Here is an 18,847-nt window from a genome sequence, read left to right on the forward strand (position 1 = left end):
TGATTTCAACAAGGTGCCCCTTTTTTGCCTGAAATGACCTGCACACTGATGGCAATAACAGGAGCAGATTCACGCAATGAAACTCTTTTCATCAGAAAAGGCAGGCACGACGTCCGTCGCTGCCCCGGCGCTGCAAAAGCTGACGCGGAAATTGCCTCTGCCGCGTCGCGACTCGGCCGAGGAAATGCCGCTCGACGGCAACCCGACCTATCGCGATCTGCAGGACCGGTTGCAAATACCGATCAACACGGCGACCCCCGATCAGGTCGAAAGTGACGCAGCGCGTGAACGCGGTCTTTTCCTGGCGCGTCAGGAAATGTGGGAAGAGCTTGAAGACTTGATCCGCACGCATGACCAAAACCGCGCCTGCACCACTGCCGGAACCCCATTGGCGGACCTGATGATTTTTGGTGCCCGTTCCGACGTTGTGCGCGCAGCCGAACACGCGTTGCTGCATGGACGTCCCGCCAAGGACAGTGATTTTTTCTCGGGCATCGAAGCATTGGAGTACATGCTGGAGGACTACCCCGATAGCTATGCGCTTGCGCTGATCGTGGCGCATATGCATATCGATATCGGCTGGGCCTGGCGTGGCGCCTCAGCCAAGGAAGATCTGCGCGAAATCAACCGCGAGGCATTTCAGGCGCATTTCGATCGCGCAGGCGATATTCTTGAGCGTTTCTGCCCGAAAGCGCACCATTCCCCGGCGCTATCGGCTGCGCGATGTGCGCTTCTGCCGGGCAACCCGCACCCTGCCACGCGCCTGAGCCACGAATTCGAAAACCTTATTGCGCTTGACCCGCAGAACCCTCGCCACATGCGTGCGCTTGGCAACTACCTTCTGCCGCGCTGGTACGGCGATTTCGAGCAGCTAGACCTTCAAGCTCGCCGCGTGGCAGCCCAGACTTATGACCTTTGGGGGGCAGGCGGTTACACTTGGGTCTGGTTTGATGCTCTGCTCGTGGATCCAACCGGGTTGGAGATGCTGGAAATCGAGTATTTCCTTGATGGGGTCCATGACATTCTTAGCCGGGTAAAGGAACAACACGTTGCCAACCTGATGGCGGCCCACCTTTTCCGAAGCTGGCAGACCGCGCGCCAACAATATTACGAAGACGGTTTGCGTCAGGATCTTCCCCCGGCCCTACGGCAGGGGTTCGACATGGTCGTCCGTGAACATCTTCGTGAGATTCACCCGCTGATCTGGGGACATGCCGAAATCGGATTCGAAAACACGTCGCGGATCATCTCGAAAGAGCGTCTCGCCCTCAAAGGCAAGGAAATCGCGCTCCATGCGGTTGCAATGCCTTTCCTTTCGGGCCTGCAGGCCGGGCAAACCGTCTATTTCACGCCCGAAGGCATCACCCAGATCAACCCCTGACCCGCTCCCCCCTTGCTCCTGCATCGCGGCTGGCCTAGAACGCAGGCCAGCCAGAGATTCAAGGAGCCGGAGCGATGCTCGACCTCACCTATGAGACCCCCAAGCCCAAGGTTATCGCGGGCGCCAAACATGACTGGGAACTGGTCATTGGAATGGAGGTGCACGCGCAGGTTTCCTCGAACGCCAAACTTTTCTCCGGCGCCTCGACCGCCTTCGGCGCCGAGCCGAACGCAAACGTGGCCTTCGTGGATGCGGCGATGCCGGGCATGCTGCCGGTGATCAACGAGTACTGCGTTGAACAGGCCGTGCGAACCGGGCTTGGCCTCAAGGCAGAAATTCACCTCAAATCGGCCTTTGACCGCAAGAACTACTTCTACCCTGATCTGCCGCAGGGCTACCAGATCTCGCAGCTTTATCACCCGATCGTGGGCGAAGGCGAAATCATCGTCGACATGGGGCCGGGCGTCGCGCGCAAGGTACGGATCGAGCGTATCCACCTTGAACAGGACGCGGGCAAGTCGGTGCATGACATGGACCCGAACATGTCCTTCGTCGACCTCAACCGTACCGGTGTGGCTTTGATGGAAATCGTGAGCCGGCCCGACATTCGCGGCCCCGAAGAAGCCGCTGCTTATGTCACCAAGCTGCGCCAGATTTTGCGTTACCTCGGCACCTGTGATGGCAATATGCAGAACGGCAACCTGCGCGCGGACGTGAACGTCTCGGTGTGCCGCCCCGGCGCCTATGAAAAGTATATGGAAACACAGGACTTCTCGCATCTTGGCACGCGTTGTGAAATCAAGAACATGAACTCGATGCGCTTTATTCAAGCCGCCATCGAATACGAGGCACGCCGCCAGATCGCCATTGTCGAAGCCGGTGGAAAGGTTGATCAGGAAACCCGCCTTTACGATCCGGACAAGAACGAAACCCGGTCGATGCGCTCCAAGGAAGAAGCGCATGATTATCGTTACTTCCCCTGCCCCGACCTGCTGCCTCTTGAGATAGAACAGGCTTGGGTCGACGATATTGCGGCCTCTCTTCCCGAACTTCCGGACGAGAAAAAAGCGCGCTTTGTCAATGACTTCAGCCTCAGCGAATATGATGCCAGCGTGTTGACAGCCGACGCGGAATCGGCGGCCTATTTCGAGGCAGTCGCAGAAGGCCGCGACGGCAAGCTGGCCGCGAACTGGGTGATTAACGAACTGTTCGGGCGTCTCAAGAAAGAAGACCACGATATCTCGGAAAGCCCGGTCAGCCCGGCGCAACTTGGCGGCATCATCGAACTGATTTCGGCTGAAACCATCTCCGGCAAGATCGCCAAGGACCTGTTCGAGATCGTCTATACCGAAGGCGGCGATCCCTCTGTAATCGTTGAAGAACGCGGCATGAAACAGGTCACGGACACAGGCGCCATCGAGGCCGCTCTGGACCAGATCATTGCCGACAATCCAGCCCAGGTGGAAAAGGCCAAGGTCAATCCGAAACTGGCCGGTTGGTTCGTTGGACAGGTGATGAAGGCGACCGGCAGCAAGGCCAATCCGAAGGCTGTGAACGAGCTCGTGCAACAGAAGCTCGGCGGCTGAAACCGACATCGGCAACACGTCGGTATTACGTCGGTATCGCGTCGGTAAAGGGCGCGGCATTGACCGCCACGGGAGATTGAAATGTTCGACGCCCCCTTCATGTCCGGCTTCATGGAAGTCGAGAAAGACTGGATCGATTATAACGGCCATCTCAACATGGCCTATTACAACGTCCTGTTCGACCGGGGTGTCGACCAGATCTGGGATCAGCTTGGGTTTGGCCCGGATTATCTCGAACGCACAGGGTGCACGACATTCTCGGCAGAGTTTCACATCTGCTACGTGAGGGAAGTGCATCTTGGCGACAGGCTGCGCGCCAGCTTCCAACTGCTGGACCACGACGACAAGTCCTTTCACTTCTATCAGGAACTGATCCACGAAGACGGTTGGATTTCGGCCACGGGTGAAGGGCTTGGATTGCATATCGACCAGAGTGGACCTCGGGTGGCGGCCATGCCCGAACCGATCCTGACCAACGTAAAGGCGCTTCGGGCAGCCCATGCGACCCTGCCTCGTCCGGATCGGGTTGGGCGCCAGATGGGGATTCGGCACAAATAGGCCTCCGGTTCCAGAACCCTCTGGACCGCGCGCCCCGATCCATGACAGGCTGCGCGAATGGAACCACCCAAGGCTGACATCGTCGATATTGTTCAGGAACGCAAAGACCTGCCGCATTTTCTTGAGCGCGACGGGTTGATCGGCATTGAATTGGGGGTTGCTGGCGGCTGGTACTCCAAACGCATGATGGAAACCGGGCTGTTTTCTCAGTTTTACGGCGTCGATATCTATGGCGATCGGCACGATACGGCCGAATACATCGCAGCACTCAAGAATGTCGGCATAGGCAAACCCTACTGGCTGTTGCGCATGACCTTCGACGATGCGCTGGATGCGTTTCCCAACGAGTTTTTCGATTTTGTCTATATCGACGGCTATGCCCACACCGGGGAAAACCGGGGCAAGACCATTTTCGACTGGTATTCCAAAGTCAAGGTCGGCGGCATGATCGCTGGACATGACTATGATCCGAAATGGCCTTTGGTGCAGTATTCCGTCAACACGTTTGCCCTGTTGGTCGATCAGCCCGTGATGCGGACGGCCCTGTCCAAACCTCGCGACCCACAAGACAAATTCCCCTCTTGGGCGGTGTTCAAGGAATCCGTAGCCGTACCCGACTATCCCGACAGCCTGACTCTGCTTCCCAAGAACATGCGCCGTTAACAAAACAGATTTCAGACCGACATGACCCAATTCGAATACAAAGTTGTCCCCGCCCCTGCCAAAGGCCGCAAGGCCCGTGGTGTCAAAGGCCCCGAAGGCCGGTTCGCCAACGCGCTGGAAATGCTGATGAATGAAATGGCCGCCGAAGGATGGGAATTTCAGCGGGCCGAAACCCTCCCCAGCGAGGAACGCAGCGGCCTGACGGCTAGCACGACAATCTATCGCAGTGTTCTGGTCTTTCGCCGCGGCCGCACCGACACGGTAGACGCATTCGAGCCGCGCTTGCTCGACCATCCGGCGCCTGCAGAGCTACCGCCTCCGGACACGGAAAGCGATGCGCCTGCTGGGATGGATGAGAATGAGACAACGGCGGTGGAGGAAACCGAACCGCAGCCCCTGGTTCTGAACAAGAAAGATGCAACCGGTGCAAGCGCGGTGAGCGACCCGGATGAAGCGGACAATGTCAGTGATATCTCGGTTGCACTCAAAGCGCGTGCGGAAAAGCCGCCCGAGACTTAGGCTCAGACACCGATATCCAGCGCCAGTGCGTGAATGCGTGCCACGAGGTCGGCGCCAAGCGCCTTGTGAACAGCGCGATGCCGGGCCACGCGGCTTTGCCCTTCAAAGGCCGCAGCCCGGATATATACGTTGAAATGGCTTTCTCCGCCCTCCTGGTAGCCGGCATGGCCCCGGTGGCGTTCGCTATCATCCACGACGTCGAGTTCGCGCGGTGCAAAAGCGGCGTTCAAACGGTCATGAATTTCCTGTGTCACGGACATGTTTTTTGCCTCCAGCCTCTTCAATCTTTTCCCCGTTAGGGTAAACTCCCTGCTCCGAGTCGAAAAGGTGAGTTCATGACCAAACCAGACCCCTTCGGTTTTGATATGTCCGTGAAATCGGCCAAGAAGAACAACCCTCGTGGCCGGCGTGGCATGTCCGGCGCACAGGAAACGTCAACGCGCGTGTGCGAACACGAAGGTTGCGAAGAACCCGGCAAGTATCGGGCGCCCCGCGCGCCCGACGTGCTGGACGAATATAAATGGTTCTGCAAGGACCATGTGCGCGAGTATAACCTCAAGTGGAATTTCTTTGACGGCACGACCGAGGCCGAGATCAATGCGCAGATGTCCAAGGACAAGGTCTGGGAGCGCGAAACAAGGAAGTTCACCGATCCGGAGGCACGCGCCTGGGCGCGGCTTGGCATTGAAGACCCGCATCAGGTACTGGGCGCAAATGCCACGCAGAATCCCGGAAAAGGCGGCGGCGGTTCGCGTCGTTTGCCCCCGACAGAACGGCGCGCGATCGAGATTCTTGAAGCGCAGGACCACTGGACCAAGGCCGAGGTGCGCAAGGCGTACAAGAAGTTGATCAAGGTGCTGCACCCCGACATGAATGGCGGGGACCGCAGCCAGGAAGAACAGTTGCAGGAAGTGGTCTGGGCCTGGGACCAGATCAAGGAAAGCCGGAACTTCAAGTGACCCTGTGGGCGGCCCGTGGGCCGCCCCGTTTCGTTTTGGCGCAGCTTTGGGTACGGAGATCACCCGCTGGATTTGCGCGAATTCCGCCATGTTGGCAGGTTTTCCCAATTTTCTGTCAATTTGGCCAAATCAATGCGCCCAAAACCGCCCCATATCCGGAGTGAACCGGGGCGGATGCGCAGTAACATGCCCATTTTCCCCGGCACCTGGCAGGCTTTTCTGCCGCATGATTTCGGGGGAACTACACATGTCCACATCTGTGGCTTTCACACGCAACACTGATCGCTTTCTTTTGCCCGCCATCCAGTATCTTGGCGAAGGGTTTTTCATGCGCCGTTTGTTTCGCGGCCTGATCCGGTCCGACGATCCGATCCCGAGCCGTCGCGAAGCGCGACTCGACACTTATCACACTGACCTGTCCTATCTTGTCCATGTGGGCAAGGCGCGTGATCTCTGAGAAAGGGCTGAAAACATGGCAAATCTTGTTTTGGTCGACGACGATCGCACGGTGCTGAGCGCAGTCTCGCAGCTTCTCGAAAAAGAGGGGTACAAGGTTCAGGGGTTTACCGACCCCGAGCAGGCATTGCGCACCATTGGGCGATCCAAACCCGATTTGGCTGTGGTGGATGTTCAGATGCCGAGGGTCGACGGTTTTGAAATGCTGCGGCGCATCCGGGAAAGCTCGAACCTGCCAGTAATGTTTCTGAGCGGCGAGACCTCGGATCTGGACGAAGCGATGGGGCTGCGTCTTGGCGCGGATGACTACATGCACAAGCCATTTTCGCCGCGTGTGCTGGTGGAACGGGTGCGCGCCTGTCTGCGCCGGAAACCCGAGACCGTCGCCGCGCAAATTGGCGAAGGCGCGTCCCTGACACGCGGCGCGCTGCACATGGACCGCGATTGCCACGAGGTCAGCTGGAACGGGCATCCTGTCTACCTGACCGGAACCGAGTTCAACGTGCTGTGGATCATCGCGCAGCGCCCGAACGTCGTGTTCAGCCGGGCTCGGGTGCTGGACAGCGCATATGGCGACGACATCCACGTTACCGATCGCAGCATTGACAGCCAGATCAAGCGTATCCGGATCAAGCTGCGCAAGGTCGATCCTGAATTCGATGCAATCGAAACCTTATACGGGTTAGGGTATCGGTTCGTTATGAAACCGGAAGATACGCTGCAGTAAGGCAGGATTCGGGCGGCTCGGTCCGGATCGTCCGTCAGGCCGGTTTGAACACCAGCGAGACACCGTTGAGGCAATGCCGCTTGCCCGTGGGTTTGGGACCGTCATCAAAGACGTGCCCCAGATGAGACCCGCAGCGGCGGCAATGCACTTCGGTACGCACCCTCCACAGCTTGCGATCCTCCTTGGTGCCAATGGCCCCAGGAAGGGATTTGTAGAAACTGGGCCACCCCGTGCCGCTGTCGTACTTGTGGCGTGAAGAATACAGCGGCAGGTCGCACCCACGGCAGTGGTACCGACCTTCGCCATATTGCTTGTCGAGAGGCGACGAGCCTGCGCGCTCGGTTCCTTCCTGCCGCATGACTTTGTATTGCAGGGGCGTCAGCATGGCCCGCCATTCGGCGTCCGTGCGGGTCACTTCGAACCCGCCCGCACCGGCCCATTGCGGAAAAAGCGTCACCACGGCAGAGCTGGCAAGGAAACGGCGTCGGTTCATCATGTGATCCTCCTTTACCGCAAAAGATGGGCGGAGCAGGTCGCCGGGGCAACTAAACCCTGAGCACGCCTGCGTGAGAATGATTGCAACGCCCCGTCAATTCCACTTGCCCTTGTGGTCCGGCGCAATATGGTGCACCACAGCCTCGTTAACCGGGCAATGAATTTAAAGCCTGCGAAGTGATCTCCGGCGCGAAAGGGACATAACCGATGACTGACACCAACGCGAAACCCACCGAAGATATTCTGGTCCGGGATGTGTTTGGCATCGACACCGACATGAAAGTGCGCGGGTTCGAAGAGCGCACCGACCGGGTGCCCGAGATTGATCCGACCTACAAGTTCGACCCCGATACCACGCTGGCCATCCTCGCAGGCTTTGCCCATAATCGCCGCGTGATGATCCAGGGCTATCACGGCACGGGTAAATCGACCCATATCGAACAGGTTGCCGCCCGCCTGAACTGGCCCTGTGTCCGCGTCAACCTTGACAGCCATATCAGCCGGATCGACCTGATCGGCAAGGATGCGATCAAGCTGCGCGACGGCAAGCAGGTGACTGAATTCCACGAGGGGATTCTTCCCTGGGCGCTGCGTAACCCGACCGCGATCGTGTTCGACGAATACGATGCAGGCCGCGCCGACGTGATGTTCGTGATCCAGCGCGTTCTGGAACACGACGGGAAGCTGACGCTGCTTGACCAGAACGAAGTGATCACACCGAACCCCTATTTCCGCCTGTTCGCCACGGCCAACACCGTGGGTCTGGGCGACACGACGGGCCTTTACCACGGCACGCAACAGATCAACCAAGCGCAAATGGACCGCTGGTCGCTGGTGGCGACGCTGAACTATCTCAGCCATGACGCGGAAACCGCGATCGTGTTGTCCAAGGCACCGCATTACAACACCGAGAAGGGCCGCAAGATCGTCAGCCAGATGGTGACCGTTGCGGACCTGTCGCGCACTGCCTTCATGAATGGCGATCTGTCGACCGTGATGAGCCCCCGGACCGTGATCAACTGGGCGCTCAATGCCGAGATTTTCCGCAATGTCGGCTATGCCTTCCGCCTGTCGTTCCTCAACAAATGTGACGAGTTGGAACGTCAGACCGTGGCCGAATTCTATCAGCGCTGCTTTGACGAGGAACTTCCCGAAAGCGCGGCAAGCGTCAGCCTCGGCTAACACCACAGCATGGATTTTGAGAAAGCCGGTTCTGCAAGGGGCCGGCTTTTTTCGTGCCGGGGCACTGCAGACGCCGCTTCAGACAAGGTCGAGCCGCGGGAAGTTTTTCAACTGCACGCTTGATTGGCGATAATTTTGCCCCGAAGATCACTTCATGGGCGGTTTGAAAACTCTTGCGCTTGCATTCAGCATAGCCTCGGCGGTGGTCGCGCATTCGCTTCCAACAAGCGCGAATTCCCTGTCGGGACAGTCGCCGCTGCAGTTTTTTGCCACCTGCGCGGGGCGTCTGACGGCGGAAATGGAATTTCAGTGGATGTTTGATGGCGCGGCCGCCGACGCGATCAAACTTGAACGTGCAGCTGTTCTCGACATTCTCGACGCCATGATGCCGCTGGAGCGAGGGCGTGCGGTGCTCAACTGGCGCATCGAGGCAAAAATGGCGCAGGCTGCGCTTTTGACACGGGCAACCTTTGGCAGCGACGAAAGGGAACAGCACCACGCACGCCTTCTGGCGGCACGTAATGTGGAAACCTGTCGGGCTCAGTTGCTGGGATAACGGTACCAAATCCGCGCAGCGTCACGTCGATCGTGACTTGCGCTAGGGCCAGCACCCATGATTTACAACAGGCATGAGCACCAAGTCCGACAATCCCGCTGATCCGTTCAAGAAGGCGCTGGCCGAAGCCACGAAGGTAATGGCCGACGATCCCGACCTGAGCGTTACCTATACGGTCGACCCTTCCGGGGTTTCGGGCGATGCCATGCGCCTGCCCCAGATCAGCCGCCGCATGAGCCGGGACGAGGTGCTTCTGGCGCGCGGCACCGCCGACGCGCTGGCGTTGCACCGCAAGTATCACGACGGGGCCACCCATGCCCGTTACGCGCCGCAGCAGGGCATTGCACGCGAGCTGTACGAAGCCATGGAGACCGCCCGTTGCGAGGCGATGGGCGCGCGCGACATGCCCGGCACGGCCAGCAACATTGACGTCAAGATCGCGCATGAAGCAACCGGGCGCGGCTATGGCGAGATCACCTCGACCGAGCAGGCCCCGCTGCCCGTTGCCGCAGGCTATCTGATCCGCCACCTTGCCACCGGGCGCGACCTTCCCCCGGCGGCGGCCAATGTCATGGAGCTGTGGCGTGGCTTTATCGAGCAAAGCGCCGGTGAGCATCTGGATGACCTGCAGGAAATGCTGTCCGATCAACAGGGATTTGCCAAGTTTGCCCGCCAGATCATCGAAGACCTCGGCTATGGCGACCAGCTTGGGGACGATCCGGACGAGATCGACGATGAGGATCAGGACGACTCCGAGGAAAACGCCGAGGAACAGGACGATCCGGACAGCACCGGCCAGGATGAGAGCCAGGACGAGAGCGAGGCTAATCCCGAACAGGCGCAGGAAGAGCAGCAGGACATGTCCGAGGCGCAGGTCTCGATGGATGACATGGCCGAAGAGGAAATGGGCGATGAGGCCGAGATGCCTGATGGTGAGGCCCCTCTCGAGCCCCCGCCCCCGCCGCCAGTCTCCGAGGCCGACCCGGATTACACGGTCTATGACACGACCCATGACGAAGAGATTGATGCTCAGGAGCTGGCCGAGCCGGTCGAGCTGGAGCGTTTGCGCGCTTATCTTGATCAACAGCTGGAACCGCTGAAGGGCGCGGTGAGCCGTCTTGCCAACAAACTGCAGCGCCGTTTGCAGGCGCAACAGAATCGCAGTTGGGAATTTGACCGGGAAGAAGGCATTCTTGACGCCGGGCGACTGGCGCGCGTTGTCGCCAACCCGACGACGCCTCTTTCGTTCAAGGTCGAGAAGGATACCGAATTCCGCGACACGGTGGTGACGCTGTTGCTCGACAATTCCGGGTCGATGCGCGGGCGGCCGATTTCGATTGCGGCGATCTGTGCTGACGTTCTGGCCCGCACGCTGGAGCGTTGCAACGTCAAGGTGGAGATTCTGGGCTTTACCACGCGTGCTTGGAAAGGCGGTTTGAGCCGTGAGAAATGGCTTAATGACGGCCGCCCGCAGCAACCGGGGCGCCTGAACGATCTGCGCCACATCATCTACAAAAAGGCCGATGCCCCGATGCGCCGGTCGCGTCAGAATTTGGGTCTGATGATGAAAGAAGGGCTGCTGAAGGAAAACATCGACGGCGAGGCGCTGGAATGGGCGCATCGCCGGATGCTGGCCCGCCGCGAGGCGCGCAAGATCCTGATGGTGATCTCAGATGGGGCGCCGGTGGATGACAGCACTTTGTCTGTGAACCCGGCCAACTATCTTGAAAAACACCTGCGCGACGTGATTGCCATGGTGGAAAAGCGCAAGCAGGTTGAACTTCTGGCGATTGGGATCGGGCATGACGTGACGCGCTATTATGACCGCGCCGTAACGATCACCGACGTCGAGCAGCTCGCCGGGGCCATGACCGAGCAGCTGGCCGCCCTGTTTGACAGCGACCCACGCGCCCGTGCACGGGTGATGGGCATGCGTAAGGCCGGGTAAGGGGGCGCTGCACCCGCCGCCTTTTTTGGGCGACTCCCCCGGAGTATTTCCGGCGATATGAAGTCGAGAAGCGCTTGCCTTTGGGGAGCGCGTTGATAGCCTGCGGGTCAGCAAGAGGGACGAGATGTTTCAAGATTTCAGTGTTTTGGCGCGCCCCGAACAGGGCCCGGCGCGGTTGGATCGGTTGCGGCAGGAGATGCAGGCACAGGGTTTGCAAGGCTATCTTGTGCCACGCGCCGATGCGCATCAGGGGGAATATGTCGCGCCGCGCGATGACCGGCTTGCGTGGCTGACCGGATTCACCGGGTCAGCCGGGTTTTGCGTGGTTCTGATGGATCAGGCCGGGGTTTTTGTCGACGGGCGCTATCGCGTGCAGGTGCGCGAACAGGTGGCAGGGTGTTTCACCCCGGTGGACTGGCCCGAAACGAAACCGGGCCCGTGGATTTTGCAGGCGCTTGGGACCGGGCGCGTCGGGTTTGATCCGTGGCTCTACACGATCGGCCAGATCGCGGAACTGGAAGAGGCCCTGGCGGGTAGCGGGATCACCCTTGTGCCCGGCGACAATCTGATTGACCAAATCTGGGAGGACCAGCCCGGCCCACCAATGGCGCCGGTTGCGGAGCAGCCGCTTGAGTTTGCCGGCGAGGCCCACAGCGAAAAACGCGCACGGCTTGCAAGTGATCTGTCGGCGGCGGGGCATCGTGCTGCGGTGATCACGCTGCCCGACAGCATCGCCTGGCTGCTCAATATCCGGGGCAGAGACATTCCCCGCAATCCGCTGGCGCATGGATTTGCCATTCTGCATGATGATGCCAGCGTTGATCTATTCATGGCAGATGAAAAACTAGCATCGGTGCGCGGCCATCTCGGCGCGCAAGTGCGCGTGCACGCGCCGGATGCCTTTGTTCCCGGTCTCCGGGCGCTGCAAGGTCCCGTGCGGCTCGATAAGGTGAGCGCCCCGCTTGCGGTGCACCATGCGCTTGAGGGCGCCGGATGCGAGGTCGCCTTTGGTGCCGAACCCTGCGTACTGCCAAAGGCGCGTAAGAATGCCGCCGAGATTGCCGGAATGGCCGAGGCCCATTTGCGCGACGGCGCCGCCGTTGTGAATTTCCTGAGCTGGTTTGACCGCCACGCGCAGGGCGGGATCAGCGAAATCGACGTCGTGACCAAGCTCGAGGAATGTCGGCGCGCCAGCAATGCGTTGCTCGACATCAGCTTTGACACAATCGCCGGCACCGGACCGCATGGCGCGATCATGCATTACCGGGTCACAAACGAAAGCAACCGTGAGCTGGCCCCCGGAGATCTTCTCGTGCTGGACAGCGGAGGTCAGTACCAGGACGGTACTACGGATATCACCCGCACCCTGCCTGTCGGAGAGGTAGGCGAGGAAGAGCGCCGTGCCTTTACCCGTGTACTGCAGGGAATGATCGCCATGTCGCGCCTGCGATGGCCCAAGGGCCTGGCCGGGAGCCACATCGAAGCCATTGGTCGTATGCCCCTGTGGATGGCCGGACAGGATTTTGATCATGGTCTGGGGCATGGAGTCGGCGCATATCTCTGCGTGCATGAGGGACCGCAGCGTCTCAGCCGGGTCAGCGACGTGCCGTTGGAACCGGGCATGATCCTGTCCAACGAGCCGGGTTACTACCGCAATGGCGCCTTCGGCATCCGTATCGAGAACCTGATCGTGGTGGAACAGGCCGCCGCGCTGCCGGGAGGGGATGACCATCGCGACATGTTGTGTTTCCGGACCCTGACCTATGCACCGATTGACCGGCACCTGATCGTCGTCGACATGCTGAGCGCCGAGGAGCGTGTCTGGATCGACCGCTATCATGAAACGTGCCGTCAGGTTATTGGCCCGCGGCTGGAACCCGACGCGCGTTTGTGGTTGGATGCCGCCACCGCCGCACTCTGAGTGCGCGTGCGCCAATGTGACATGCCCCTGTCACACGCCGCGCTGATATAAGGGCGGCAAAACGAAGGATAAGACGGATGAACAAGCTGATCACCATTCGAAAGGCCGATGGAAAATGGAGCGTTCGCGCGGGCGGCGCAGTTCTGGGCGAAAGCAACAATGCACTGGAACTGAGTGAAGGCGATTTGGAACCCGTCATTTATTTCCCGCGCGAGGATATCGCGATGGCTTTCCTTGATACCAGCACGCACCGCACCCATTGCCCGCACAAGGGCGATGCGTCCTATTTCTCGATTGTCACTAAGAGCCAGACCATCGAAAACGCGGCTTGGAGCTACGAGTCGCCAATTGAAGACGTGGCGCGGATCAAGGATCACGTGGCATTTTACAAAAGCGACCTGGTCACGGTCGAGCGCATCTGAGCCCGCCTCTCAACTATGTTCTTCTGCCGCCGTCGCCGCCAGAGCGCGATTGTAGGCACGCAGGGCATCCACATGAAACAGCGCCCCCCAAAGCTCGGGGGGCGCATCCTCACCCGTGAGGGTAACGACCGGAAGAAATGGTGTTCCGGTGGTCTCGAAGATCGGCATCGCGCTTTCCAATGTGGCATTGCCATCAATATAGGTGCCCTCGGCGATCATCTCCCACAGGCGGTCTTCGGGCGCAGCGCGCGGATGATCCTTGGGCCGCATGACCTTGGCCACGCGGAACATGCTCAGGAGATAGGCCTGCGGGCCTGCCGCGACGTGCACATTGCGGCGTTCAAGCTGTGTAAGAAAGAACGAGCGATCCACGAGTCGCGAGCCAAGCGCGGTGGAGATCGACACGCTGACCATTACTGCAAGCCCGGTCTGCCAGTCACCGGTCAGCTCGAATACGATCAGGGTTGTCGAAATCGGTGCGCCAAGCACGGCTGCGGCGACGGCGCCGGTACCCGCCAGTGCGTATAGCGTGATGGTGCCCGACACGTCCGGGAAGACGGCTGTGGCGATCATCCCGAAAGCGAGACCAGTCAGCGCGCCAACCATCAGCGAGGGCGAGAACACCCCCCCGCCCATGCGCCCGGCCATGGTGATCGACACCGCGATAACCTTGAGCACGGCAAAGACAATCGCTTCGTGCAGGACGAGTTGCCCGGTGAGCGCTGCGGAGGTGGTTTCATATCCCACGCCGATGATATGCGGGAACCAGATCGCCAGCGCCCCCAAGAGTGCGCCGGACACCGCCGGGCGCAGCCAGCGGGGCATTTTCAAACCGGCCTGCACATGATTGGCCATGTCTTCGGCCCAGAAGATTGTCCACATCAACGCGACGGCAACGAAACCACACACACCGCCCAGCAGAAGAAAGGCTGGCAGTTCCTGGTAGAATTGCAGCGCCGAGGCCATCGGCAGGTGGAATTCTGTCACGTCTCCGAATTCCAGACGGTTGATCACCGTCCCGGCGACGCTGGCAATGACGATGGGGGCAAAAGCATGCACGGCGAAATGGCGCAAAACGACTTCGAGCGCAAATAGAGCTCCAGCTATGGGGGCGTTGAACGACGCCGACACGGCGGCCGCAACGGCGCAGCCCAAGAGATCGCGCCCGGTGATGCCGTCGGCCTGAATGCGATTGCTGACCCAACTGGCGATCACACCAGCCATGTGCACGACCGGACCTTCGCGCCCGGTCGATCCCCCCGAACTGAGTGTGATGAGCGAAGCGAGCGCCGAGGCCACCCCTTCGCGCCCCTCGACCCGGCCTTCGTGCAAGGCGGCGCCCTCGATCACGTCCGCAACCGAGCGCACCCGGCCATCCGGTGTGAAGCGATGCAGGATCAGGCCAACGACCAATCCGCCCATGATCGGGATCAGCAACAACATGTACCACGGCAGGGTGTTGGCGAAACTGTGCAGGTGGGTCAGGTCATCGGTGCCATAAAGCGTCGATTGCAGCCAAGCGATACCTTTTCGAAATCCAAGCGCGGCAAAGCCCGCCGCGATCCCGATAATCAGCGCAATCAGCCAAAACTGAAACTGGCTTGGCCCCTTGTCCAAGAGGATGCGCCAGCCCCCTTTGCAGGTGCTGACCGCCTGTTGCGCGCTTTCTGACAGGAAAGATCCGACCGACTTTGCCATGCCGCCCCGACTAGTTGGGTGTTTGTTCCAGATGTAGAGGGAAAGCCTTGGAAAGGCAAAGTGTTAAGGAATTTTTCGGCCCGTGGAGCCAGATCAGTCCAGAAGTGCCTTGGCAGCGGCACGGGCTTCGTTGGTGATCGTATCTCCAGACAACATGCGGGCGATCTCGTCCACGCGTTCATCCGGAGCGAGCGGGACAACGCGGCTAAGCGTCTGGTTTTCGACGACCTGCTTTTCCACGCGCCAGTGATGTGCCCCGAGGGCAGCGACCTGCGGTGAATGCGTGACAACCAGCACCTGCCCCTGCCCGGCCAAGGCCGCAAGTCGACGGCCAACCGCGTCGGCAGTCGCCCCGCCGACACCCCGGTCGATTTCATCAAAAATCAGGGTCAGCCCGCCCACGTCCTGTGTCAGACAGACCTTAAGTGCCAAAAGGAAGCGACTGAGTTCCCCGCCCGAGGCGATCTTGGCCAACGGACCGGCAGGTGCGCCCGGATTGGTCGCCACCACGAATTCGACCTGATCACGCCCATCCGGGCCAGCCTCGCCCGGTGCGAGGCGGGTTTCGAATACGGCGCGTTCCATCTTGAGCGGCGCCAGCTCGGCCATGACCGCGGCATCAAGCTTGCCCGCCGCATCCCGACGCGCCAAGCTGAGCGTGTCCGCCGCGCCTTCATACGCCGCCTCGGCTGCGCGCAGGCCTTGTTGCAACGCCGCGATGTTTCCTTCGCCCGCATCCAACGCGGACAGCCGTTCGCGCAGATCCTCGGCAAAGTCCCCCAATGCATCCGGCGCAACCCCGTGTTTGCGGGCCAGCCCCCGGATCGCAAACAGGCGTTCTTCAACCTGTTCAAGCTCGTGCGGATTGAACTCGAGCGCCTCAAGGCAGCGTTCAACCCCGTCCGAAGCCTCGGCGAGTTCGTTCATGGCGCGTTCAAGCGCTGCCAACGGCGCCTCCAGATGGCCTTCGGTCTCGGCCAGTGCCCCTTCAAGCCAGCGCAACGCATCACCCATTGCGCCCTCAGCCCCGTCAAGCCCCAGCGCGGCGTGCGCCCGCCCAACACTTTCACGCACCTTTTCGGCGCCCTGCATCATACGTCGGCGGCTATCGAGCTCGGCCTCCTCTCCCGGCTTCGGGTCCAGCGCATCCAGCTCACCAACCGCGTGGCGCAGGAAATCTTCTTCAGCGCGCGCAGCGGTAAGAGCGGCTTCGGCTTCGGACAGCGCCTTGCGCGCCTTGGCCATTGCCCCCCATGCCCTTCGTGTCGACTCGCGCGCGGCGTCGGTTCCGGCGAAGCTGTCCAGCAAGGCGCGGTGCCCCCGCGGGTTGAGAAGCCCCCGGTCGTCATGCTGTCCATGCAGTTCAACCAACGTTTCGGAAAGCTGCCGCAACACCTCGCCGGAACAGCGCCGATCGTTGACCCAGGCGGTCTTGCGCCCATCCTGACGATTGACGCGCCGCAGGATCAGTTCGTCTCCGCCGGGCAAACCCGCGTCTTCCAGAATCGCATGGGCCGGATGATCCGAGGGAAGGTCGAACACCGCTACCACTTCGCCTTGTTCGGCACCCGTGCGCACCAGTTCGGCGCGTCCACGCCACCCGAGAACGAAGCCAAGGCTGTCGAGCAAGATGGATTTGCCGGCCCCGGTTTCCCCGGTCAGCACGTTCAGACCCGGTTGGAAGCCAAGCTCCAACCGGTCGATGATCAACATATCCCTGATATCGAGCGTGCGCAGCATCGCCGCCTACTCCCAGACCCGCAGCCCCGTCAGAGCCACTTGCCCTGAACGGTCTGGCGATACACCTGGTTCAACCAGCTGCTGCCTTCAGCCTTCATTTCGAGCCCCTGCTGTGCCAGCAGGCGATAGCTGTCCTCGTACCATTCAGTCGACTGGAAGTTGTGACCCAGAATGGCCCCGGCGGTCTGTGCTTCGTTGGTCAGACCAAGTGCGAGATAGGCTTCCACAAGGCGGTGAAGGGCTTCGGCGGTGTGGGTCGTGGTCTGGAAATCCTCGACAACGACGCGGAACCGCTTGATCGCCGCCGCATAATGATCCCGGCGAAGGTAGTAACGCCCGACCTCCATCTCCTTGCTGGCGAGGTGATCAAAAGCAAGGTCGAATTTCAGGATTGCCGAACGGGCATATTCGCTGTCCGGATAAACCTCGATCACCTTGCGCAGCTCCTGTAGCGCCTGGAAGGTCAGCCCCTGATCGCGCCCGACCTCGTCAATCTGGTCATAATAGCTCAGCGCCAGAAGGTATTGCGCATAGGCCGCATCTTCGTCCGCCGGATAGAAATCAATGTATCGCTGCGCGGCGGCGCGGCTTTCCGGGTACATTTTGTCCTGGTGATAGGAAAACGCCTGCATGATCACCGAGCGTTTGGCCCATTCCGAATAGGGATAAAGGCGTTCGATCTCTGAGAAAAAGAAAGCGGCGTCTTCGCCCTTGTTGCGGGCAAGCTCGTATTCACCACGCTGATAGATTTGCTCGGCGGTGAACTGTTCCATGGCAACGTCGCCGCGACGGGCTTTCTCTGCCGTAGAGGTGGCACAAGCGGCCAAGGTGGCGATGGCCAGAACCGACCCGACAAACCGAATGCGCGCCCCGAAGCCTGTCATGCTGCTCAACCTCTTGTTCCCCGGCAGGCAAACCCCACCCTTTGACAAGCTGTTAGCATAGAAAATTCCGGTGCAAAATGACTTTGGAAGGATTTGTACGCCAAGGATCAGGCGACGGCAGGAAATTCCGCCATATGGACACCTGCGCCCGGCAGGCGGGCGGCCATCTGGTGATCGCACTCGACATAGCGCCAAGCGGAAGGATCGGCAAACAGGACTCGCAGAAGTTCATTGGTCAATGCGTGTCCGGCCCGTGTTCCAAGGTAACGCCCGAGGATCGGCGCACCTGCAAGTGCGAGATCGCCCAAGGCATCCAGCATCTTGTGACGCACCGGTTCGTCAGCGTACCGCAGTCCGCCCGGGCTCAGTACCTTGTCTCCGTCGAACACAACTGCGTTCTCCGCCGGATCGCCGCCAAGCGCGAGACCATTGGCCTGCATCGTTTCGACGTCGGCCTGACGGCAGAAAGTGCGGCTGTCGCACAATTCACGTACGAAGCTGCCATTGGCCATGTTCAGCCCCTTGGTCTGCTGGCCGATCGCCGCGTCAACGAAATCAATGTGGAAATCAATGCGCAACTCGTCCGCCGGAACCAGTTCGGCACGGGCATCGCCCCGTTCGACCGAGATCGGCTTGAGGATTTCGATGGCACGCACCGGCGTATCCTGCGCGACGACACCAGCCTTGAGAATGGCGCGCACGAATTCTGCAGCACTACCGTCAAGAATTGGCACTTCGGGGCCATCGATCTCGATCAGGGCGTTGTGGATGCCGCAGCCTGCAAGCGCAGCCATCAGGTGTTCGATGGTGGCGACCGACACACCGGCGGAATTCACGATCCGTGTGCACAGCGGGGTCTGCTCCACCACGTCCCAGCGCGCCGGAATCATGGTGTCGCCCAGAAGAATGTCAGTGCGCTTGAACCAGATGCCATAGTCGGCAGAAGCCGGGTGAATGACAAGGTGCACCGCCGCGCCCGAATGAAGGCCGGTTCCGGTAAATCGTACAGATGATTTCAGCGTTGCTTGCACGGTTTTCCCCAAATGACGCGGTGCTCCCCATTGCGCCGCAACCTTGAGGTAATCGTTTCACTTGTGCATCACAATTCAATCTTTGTAACGAACTGAAACATGGCTGAAACAAATCGGCAAA

The 18,847-nt window shown here is 60.2% G+C and carries 19 protein-coding genes; 13 read left to right on the top strand and 6 right to left on the bottom strand.

The genetic code is table 11. From position 1 onward, the window contains the following. Positions 1–76 precede the first annotated feature (76 nt). The 5 genes from BMZ35_RS08750 (at position 77) to BMZ35_RS08770 (ending at position 4,707) form a co-directional block, all read left to right on the top strand. Entirely contained in the window at positions 77–1,381 is a 1,305-nt protein-coding gene (locus BMZ35_RS08750) for a hypothetical protein (RefSeq protein WP_093093051.1), read from the top strand. 74 nt (positions 1,382–1,455) lie between these two features. Next, positions 1,456–2,967, top strand: coding sequence for an Asp-tRNA(Asn)/Glu-tRNA(Gln) amidotransferase subunit GatB (gene gatB / locus BMZ35_RS08755; RefSeq protein WP_093093053.1), 1,512 nt, complete (start codon positions 1,456–1,458; stop codon positions 2,965–2,967). An 81-nt stretch (positions 2,968–3,048) separates the two neighbouring features. After that, on the top strand, positions 3,049–3,525 hold the full coding sequence (locus tag BMZ35_RS08760; RefSeq protein WP_093093055.1) for a thioesterase family protein: 477 nt from the start codon (positions 3,049–3,051) through the stop codon (positions 3,523–3,525). A gap of 57 nt (positions 3,526–3,582) precedes the next feature. Next, positions 3,583–4,188, top strand: coding sequence for a class I SAM-dependent methyltransferase (locus tag BMZ35_RS08765; protein WP_093093057.1), 606 nt, complete (start codon positions 3,583–3,585; stop codon positions 4,186–4,188). Positions 4,189–4,209: 21 nt separating this feature from the next. Next, positions 4,210–4,707, top strand: coding sequence for a DUF4177 domain-containing protein (locus BMZ35_RS08770; RefSeq protein WP_093093059.1), 498 nt, complete (start codon positions 4,210–4,212; stop codon positions 4,705–4,707). A 2-nt stretch (positions 4,708–4,709) separates the two neighbouring features. On the opposite strand, the gene BMZ35_RS08775 is transcribed toward BMZ35_RS08770, so the two are convergent. Beyond that, the gene (locus tag BMZ35_RS08775; RefSeq protein ID WP_093093061.1) at positions 4,710–4,967 is read right to left on the bottom strand and encodes a BolA family protein; all 258 of its coding nucleotides are present in this window, start codon (positions 4,965–4,967) and stop codon (positions 4,710–4,712) included. 75 nt (positions 4,968–5,042) lie between these two features. On the opposite strand from BMZ35_RS08775, the gene BMZ35_RS08780 reads away from it, so the two are divergent. The 3 genes from BMZ35_RS08780 to BMZ35_RS08790 all read left to right on the top strand — a co-directional run bounded on the left by BMZ35_RS08780 (position 5,043) and on the right by BMZ35_RS08790 (position 6,849). Further along, positions 5,043–5,666, top strand: coding sequence for a J domain-containing protein (locus BMZ35_RS08780; protein WP_093093064.1), 624 nt, complete (start codon positions 5,043–5,045; stop codon positions 5,664–5,666). Between the two features lie 247 nt (positions 5,667–5,913). Then, positions 5,914–6,123 (top strand): hypothetical protein, encoded by a 210-nt coding sequence (locus BMZ35_RS08785; protein WP_093093066.1) that lies wholly within the window; start codon positions 5,914–5,916, stop codon positions 6,121–6,123. 15 nt (positions 6,124–6,138) lie between these two features. After that, the gene (locus BMZ35_RS08790) at positions 6,139–6,849 is read left to right on the top strand and encodes a response regulator transcription factor (RefSeq protein ID WP_093093068.1); all 711 of its coding nucleotides are present in this window, start codon (positions 6,139–6,141) and stop codon (positions 6,847–6,849) included. 34 nt (positions 6,850–6,883) lie between these two features. Here the strand turns inward: BMZ35_RS08790 and msrB are convergent, their stop codons facing one another. After that, on the bottom strand, positions 6,884–7,342 hold the full coding sequence (gene msrB, locus BMZ35_RS08795) for a peptide-methionine (R)-S-oxide reductase MsrB (protein WP_093093341.1): 459 nt from the start codon (positions 7,340–7,342) through the stop codon (positions 6,884–6,886). Positions 7,343–7,551: 209 nt separating this feature from the next. Between msrB and cobS the strand changes: the two genes are divergently transcribed. The 5 genes from cobS to BMZ35_RS08820 all read left to right on the top strand — a co-directional run bounded on the left by cobS (position 7,552) and on the right by BMZ35_RS08820 (position 13,373). Then, positions 7,552–8,526, top strand: coding sequence for a cobaltochelatase subunit CobS (gene cobS, locus BMZ35_RS08800; RefSeq protein ID WP_093093070.1), 975 nt, complete (start codon positions 7,552–7,554; stop codon positions 8,524–8,526). Positions 8,527–8,680: 154 nt separating this feature from the next. Next, on the top strand, positions 8,681–9,082 hold the full coding sequence (locus tag BMZ35_RS08805; protein ID WP_093093072.1) for a hypothetical protein: 402 nt from the start codon (positions 8,681–8,683) through the stop codon (positions 9,080–9,082). Positions 9,083–9,155: 73 nt separating this feature from the next. Continuing rightward, positions 9,156–11,030, top strand: coding sequence for a cobaltochelatase subunit CobT (cobT, locus tag BMZ35_RS08810; RefSeq protein WP_093093074.1), 1,875 nt, complete (start codon positions 9,156–9,158; stop codon positions 11,028–11,030). A 124-nt stretch (positions 11,031–11,154) separates the two neighbouring features. After that, a complete protein-coding gene (locus tag BMZ35_RS08815; protein WP_093093076.1) occupies positions 11,155–12,951 on the top strand; it encodes an aminopeptidase P family protein in 1,797 nt (598 codons plus the stop codon). Positions 12,952–13,028: 77 nt separating this feature from the next. After that, the gene (locus BMZ35_RS08820; RefSeq protein ID WP_093093078.1) at positions 13,029–13,373 is read left to right on the top strand and encodes a DUF427 domain-containing protein; all 345 of its coding nucleotides are present in this window, start codon (positions 13,029–13,031) and stop codon (positions 13,371–13,373) included. Between the two features lie 9 nt (positions 13,374–13,382). Here BMZ35_RS08820 and BMZ35_RS08825 read toward each other — a convergent pair whose 3' ends face one another. The 4 genes from BMZ35_RS08825 to lpxC all read right to left on the bottom strand — a co-directional run bounded on the left by BMZ35_RS08825 (position 13,383) and on the right by lpxC (position 18,726). Next, positions 13,383–15,071, bottom strand: a complete 1,689-nt coding sequence (locus tag BMZ35_RS08825) for a chloride channel protein (RefSeq protein ID WP_093093080.1) — start codon at positions 15,069–15,071, stop codon at positions 13,383–13,385. A 93-nt stretch (positions 15,072–15,164) separates the two neighbouring features. Beyond that, complete coding sequence (gene recN / locus BMZ35_RS08830; RefSeq protein ID WP_093093082.1) at positions 15,165–16,811, bottom strand: DNA repair protein RecN; 1,647 nt, start codon at positions 16,809–16,811, stop codon at positions 15,165–15,167. A 29-nt stretch (positions 16,812–16,840) separates the two neighbouring features. Further along, positions 16,841–17,695 (bottom strand): outer membrane protein assembly factor BamD, encoded by an 855-nt coding sequence (locus BMZ35_RS08835; protein ID WP_093093084.1) that lies wholly within the window; start codon positions 17,693–17,695, stop codon positions 16,841–16,843. A gap of 107 nt (positions 17,696–17,802) precedes the next feature. Continuing rightward, positions 17,803–18,726, bottom strand: coding sequence for a UDP-3-O-acyl-N-acetylglucosamine deacetylase (gene lpxC, locus BMZ35_RS08840; protein WP_093093086.1), 924 nt, complete (start codon positions 18,724–18,726; stop codon positions 17,803–17,805). Positions 18,727–18,847 lie beyond the last annotated feature (121 nt).

This window comes from Shimia aestuarii, from assembly GCF_900114635.1.
Lineage (GTDB): Bacteria > Pseudomonadota > Alphaproteobacteria > Rhodobacterales > Rhodobacteraceae > Shimia > Shimia aestuarii.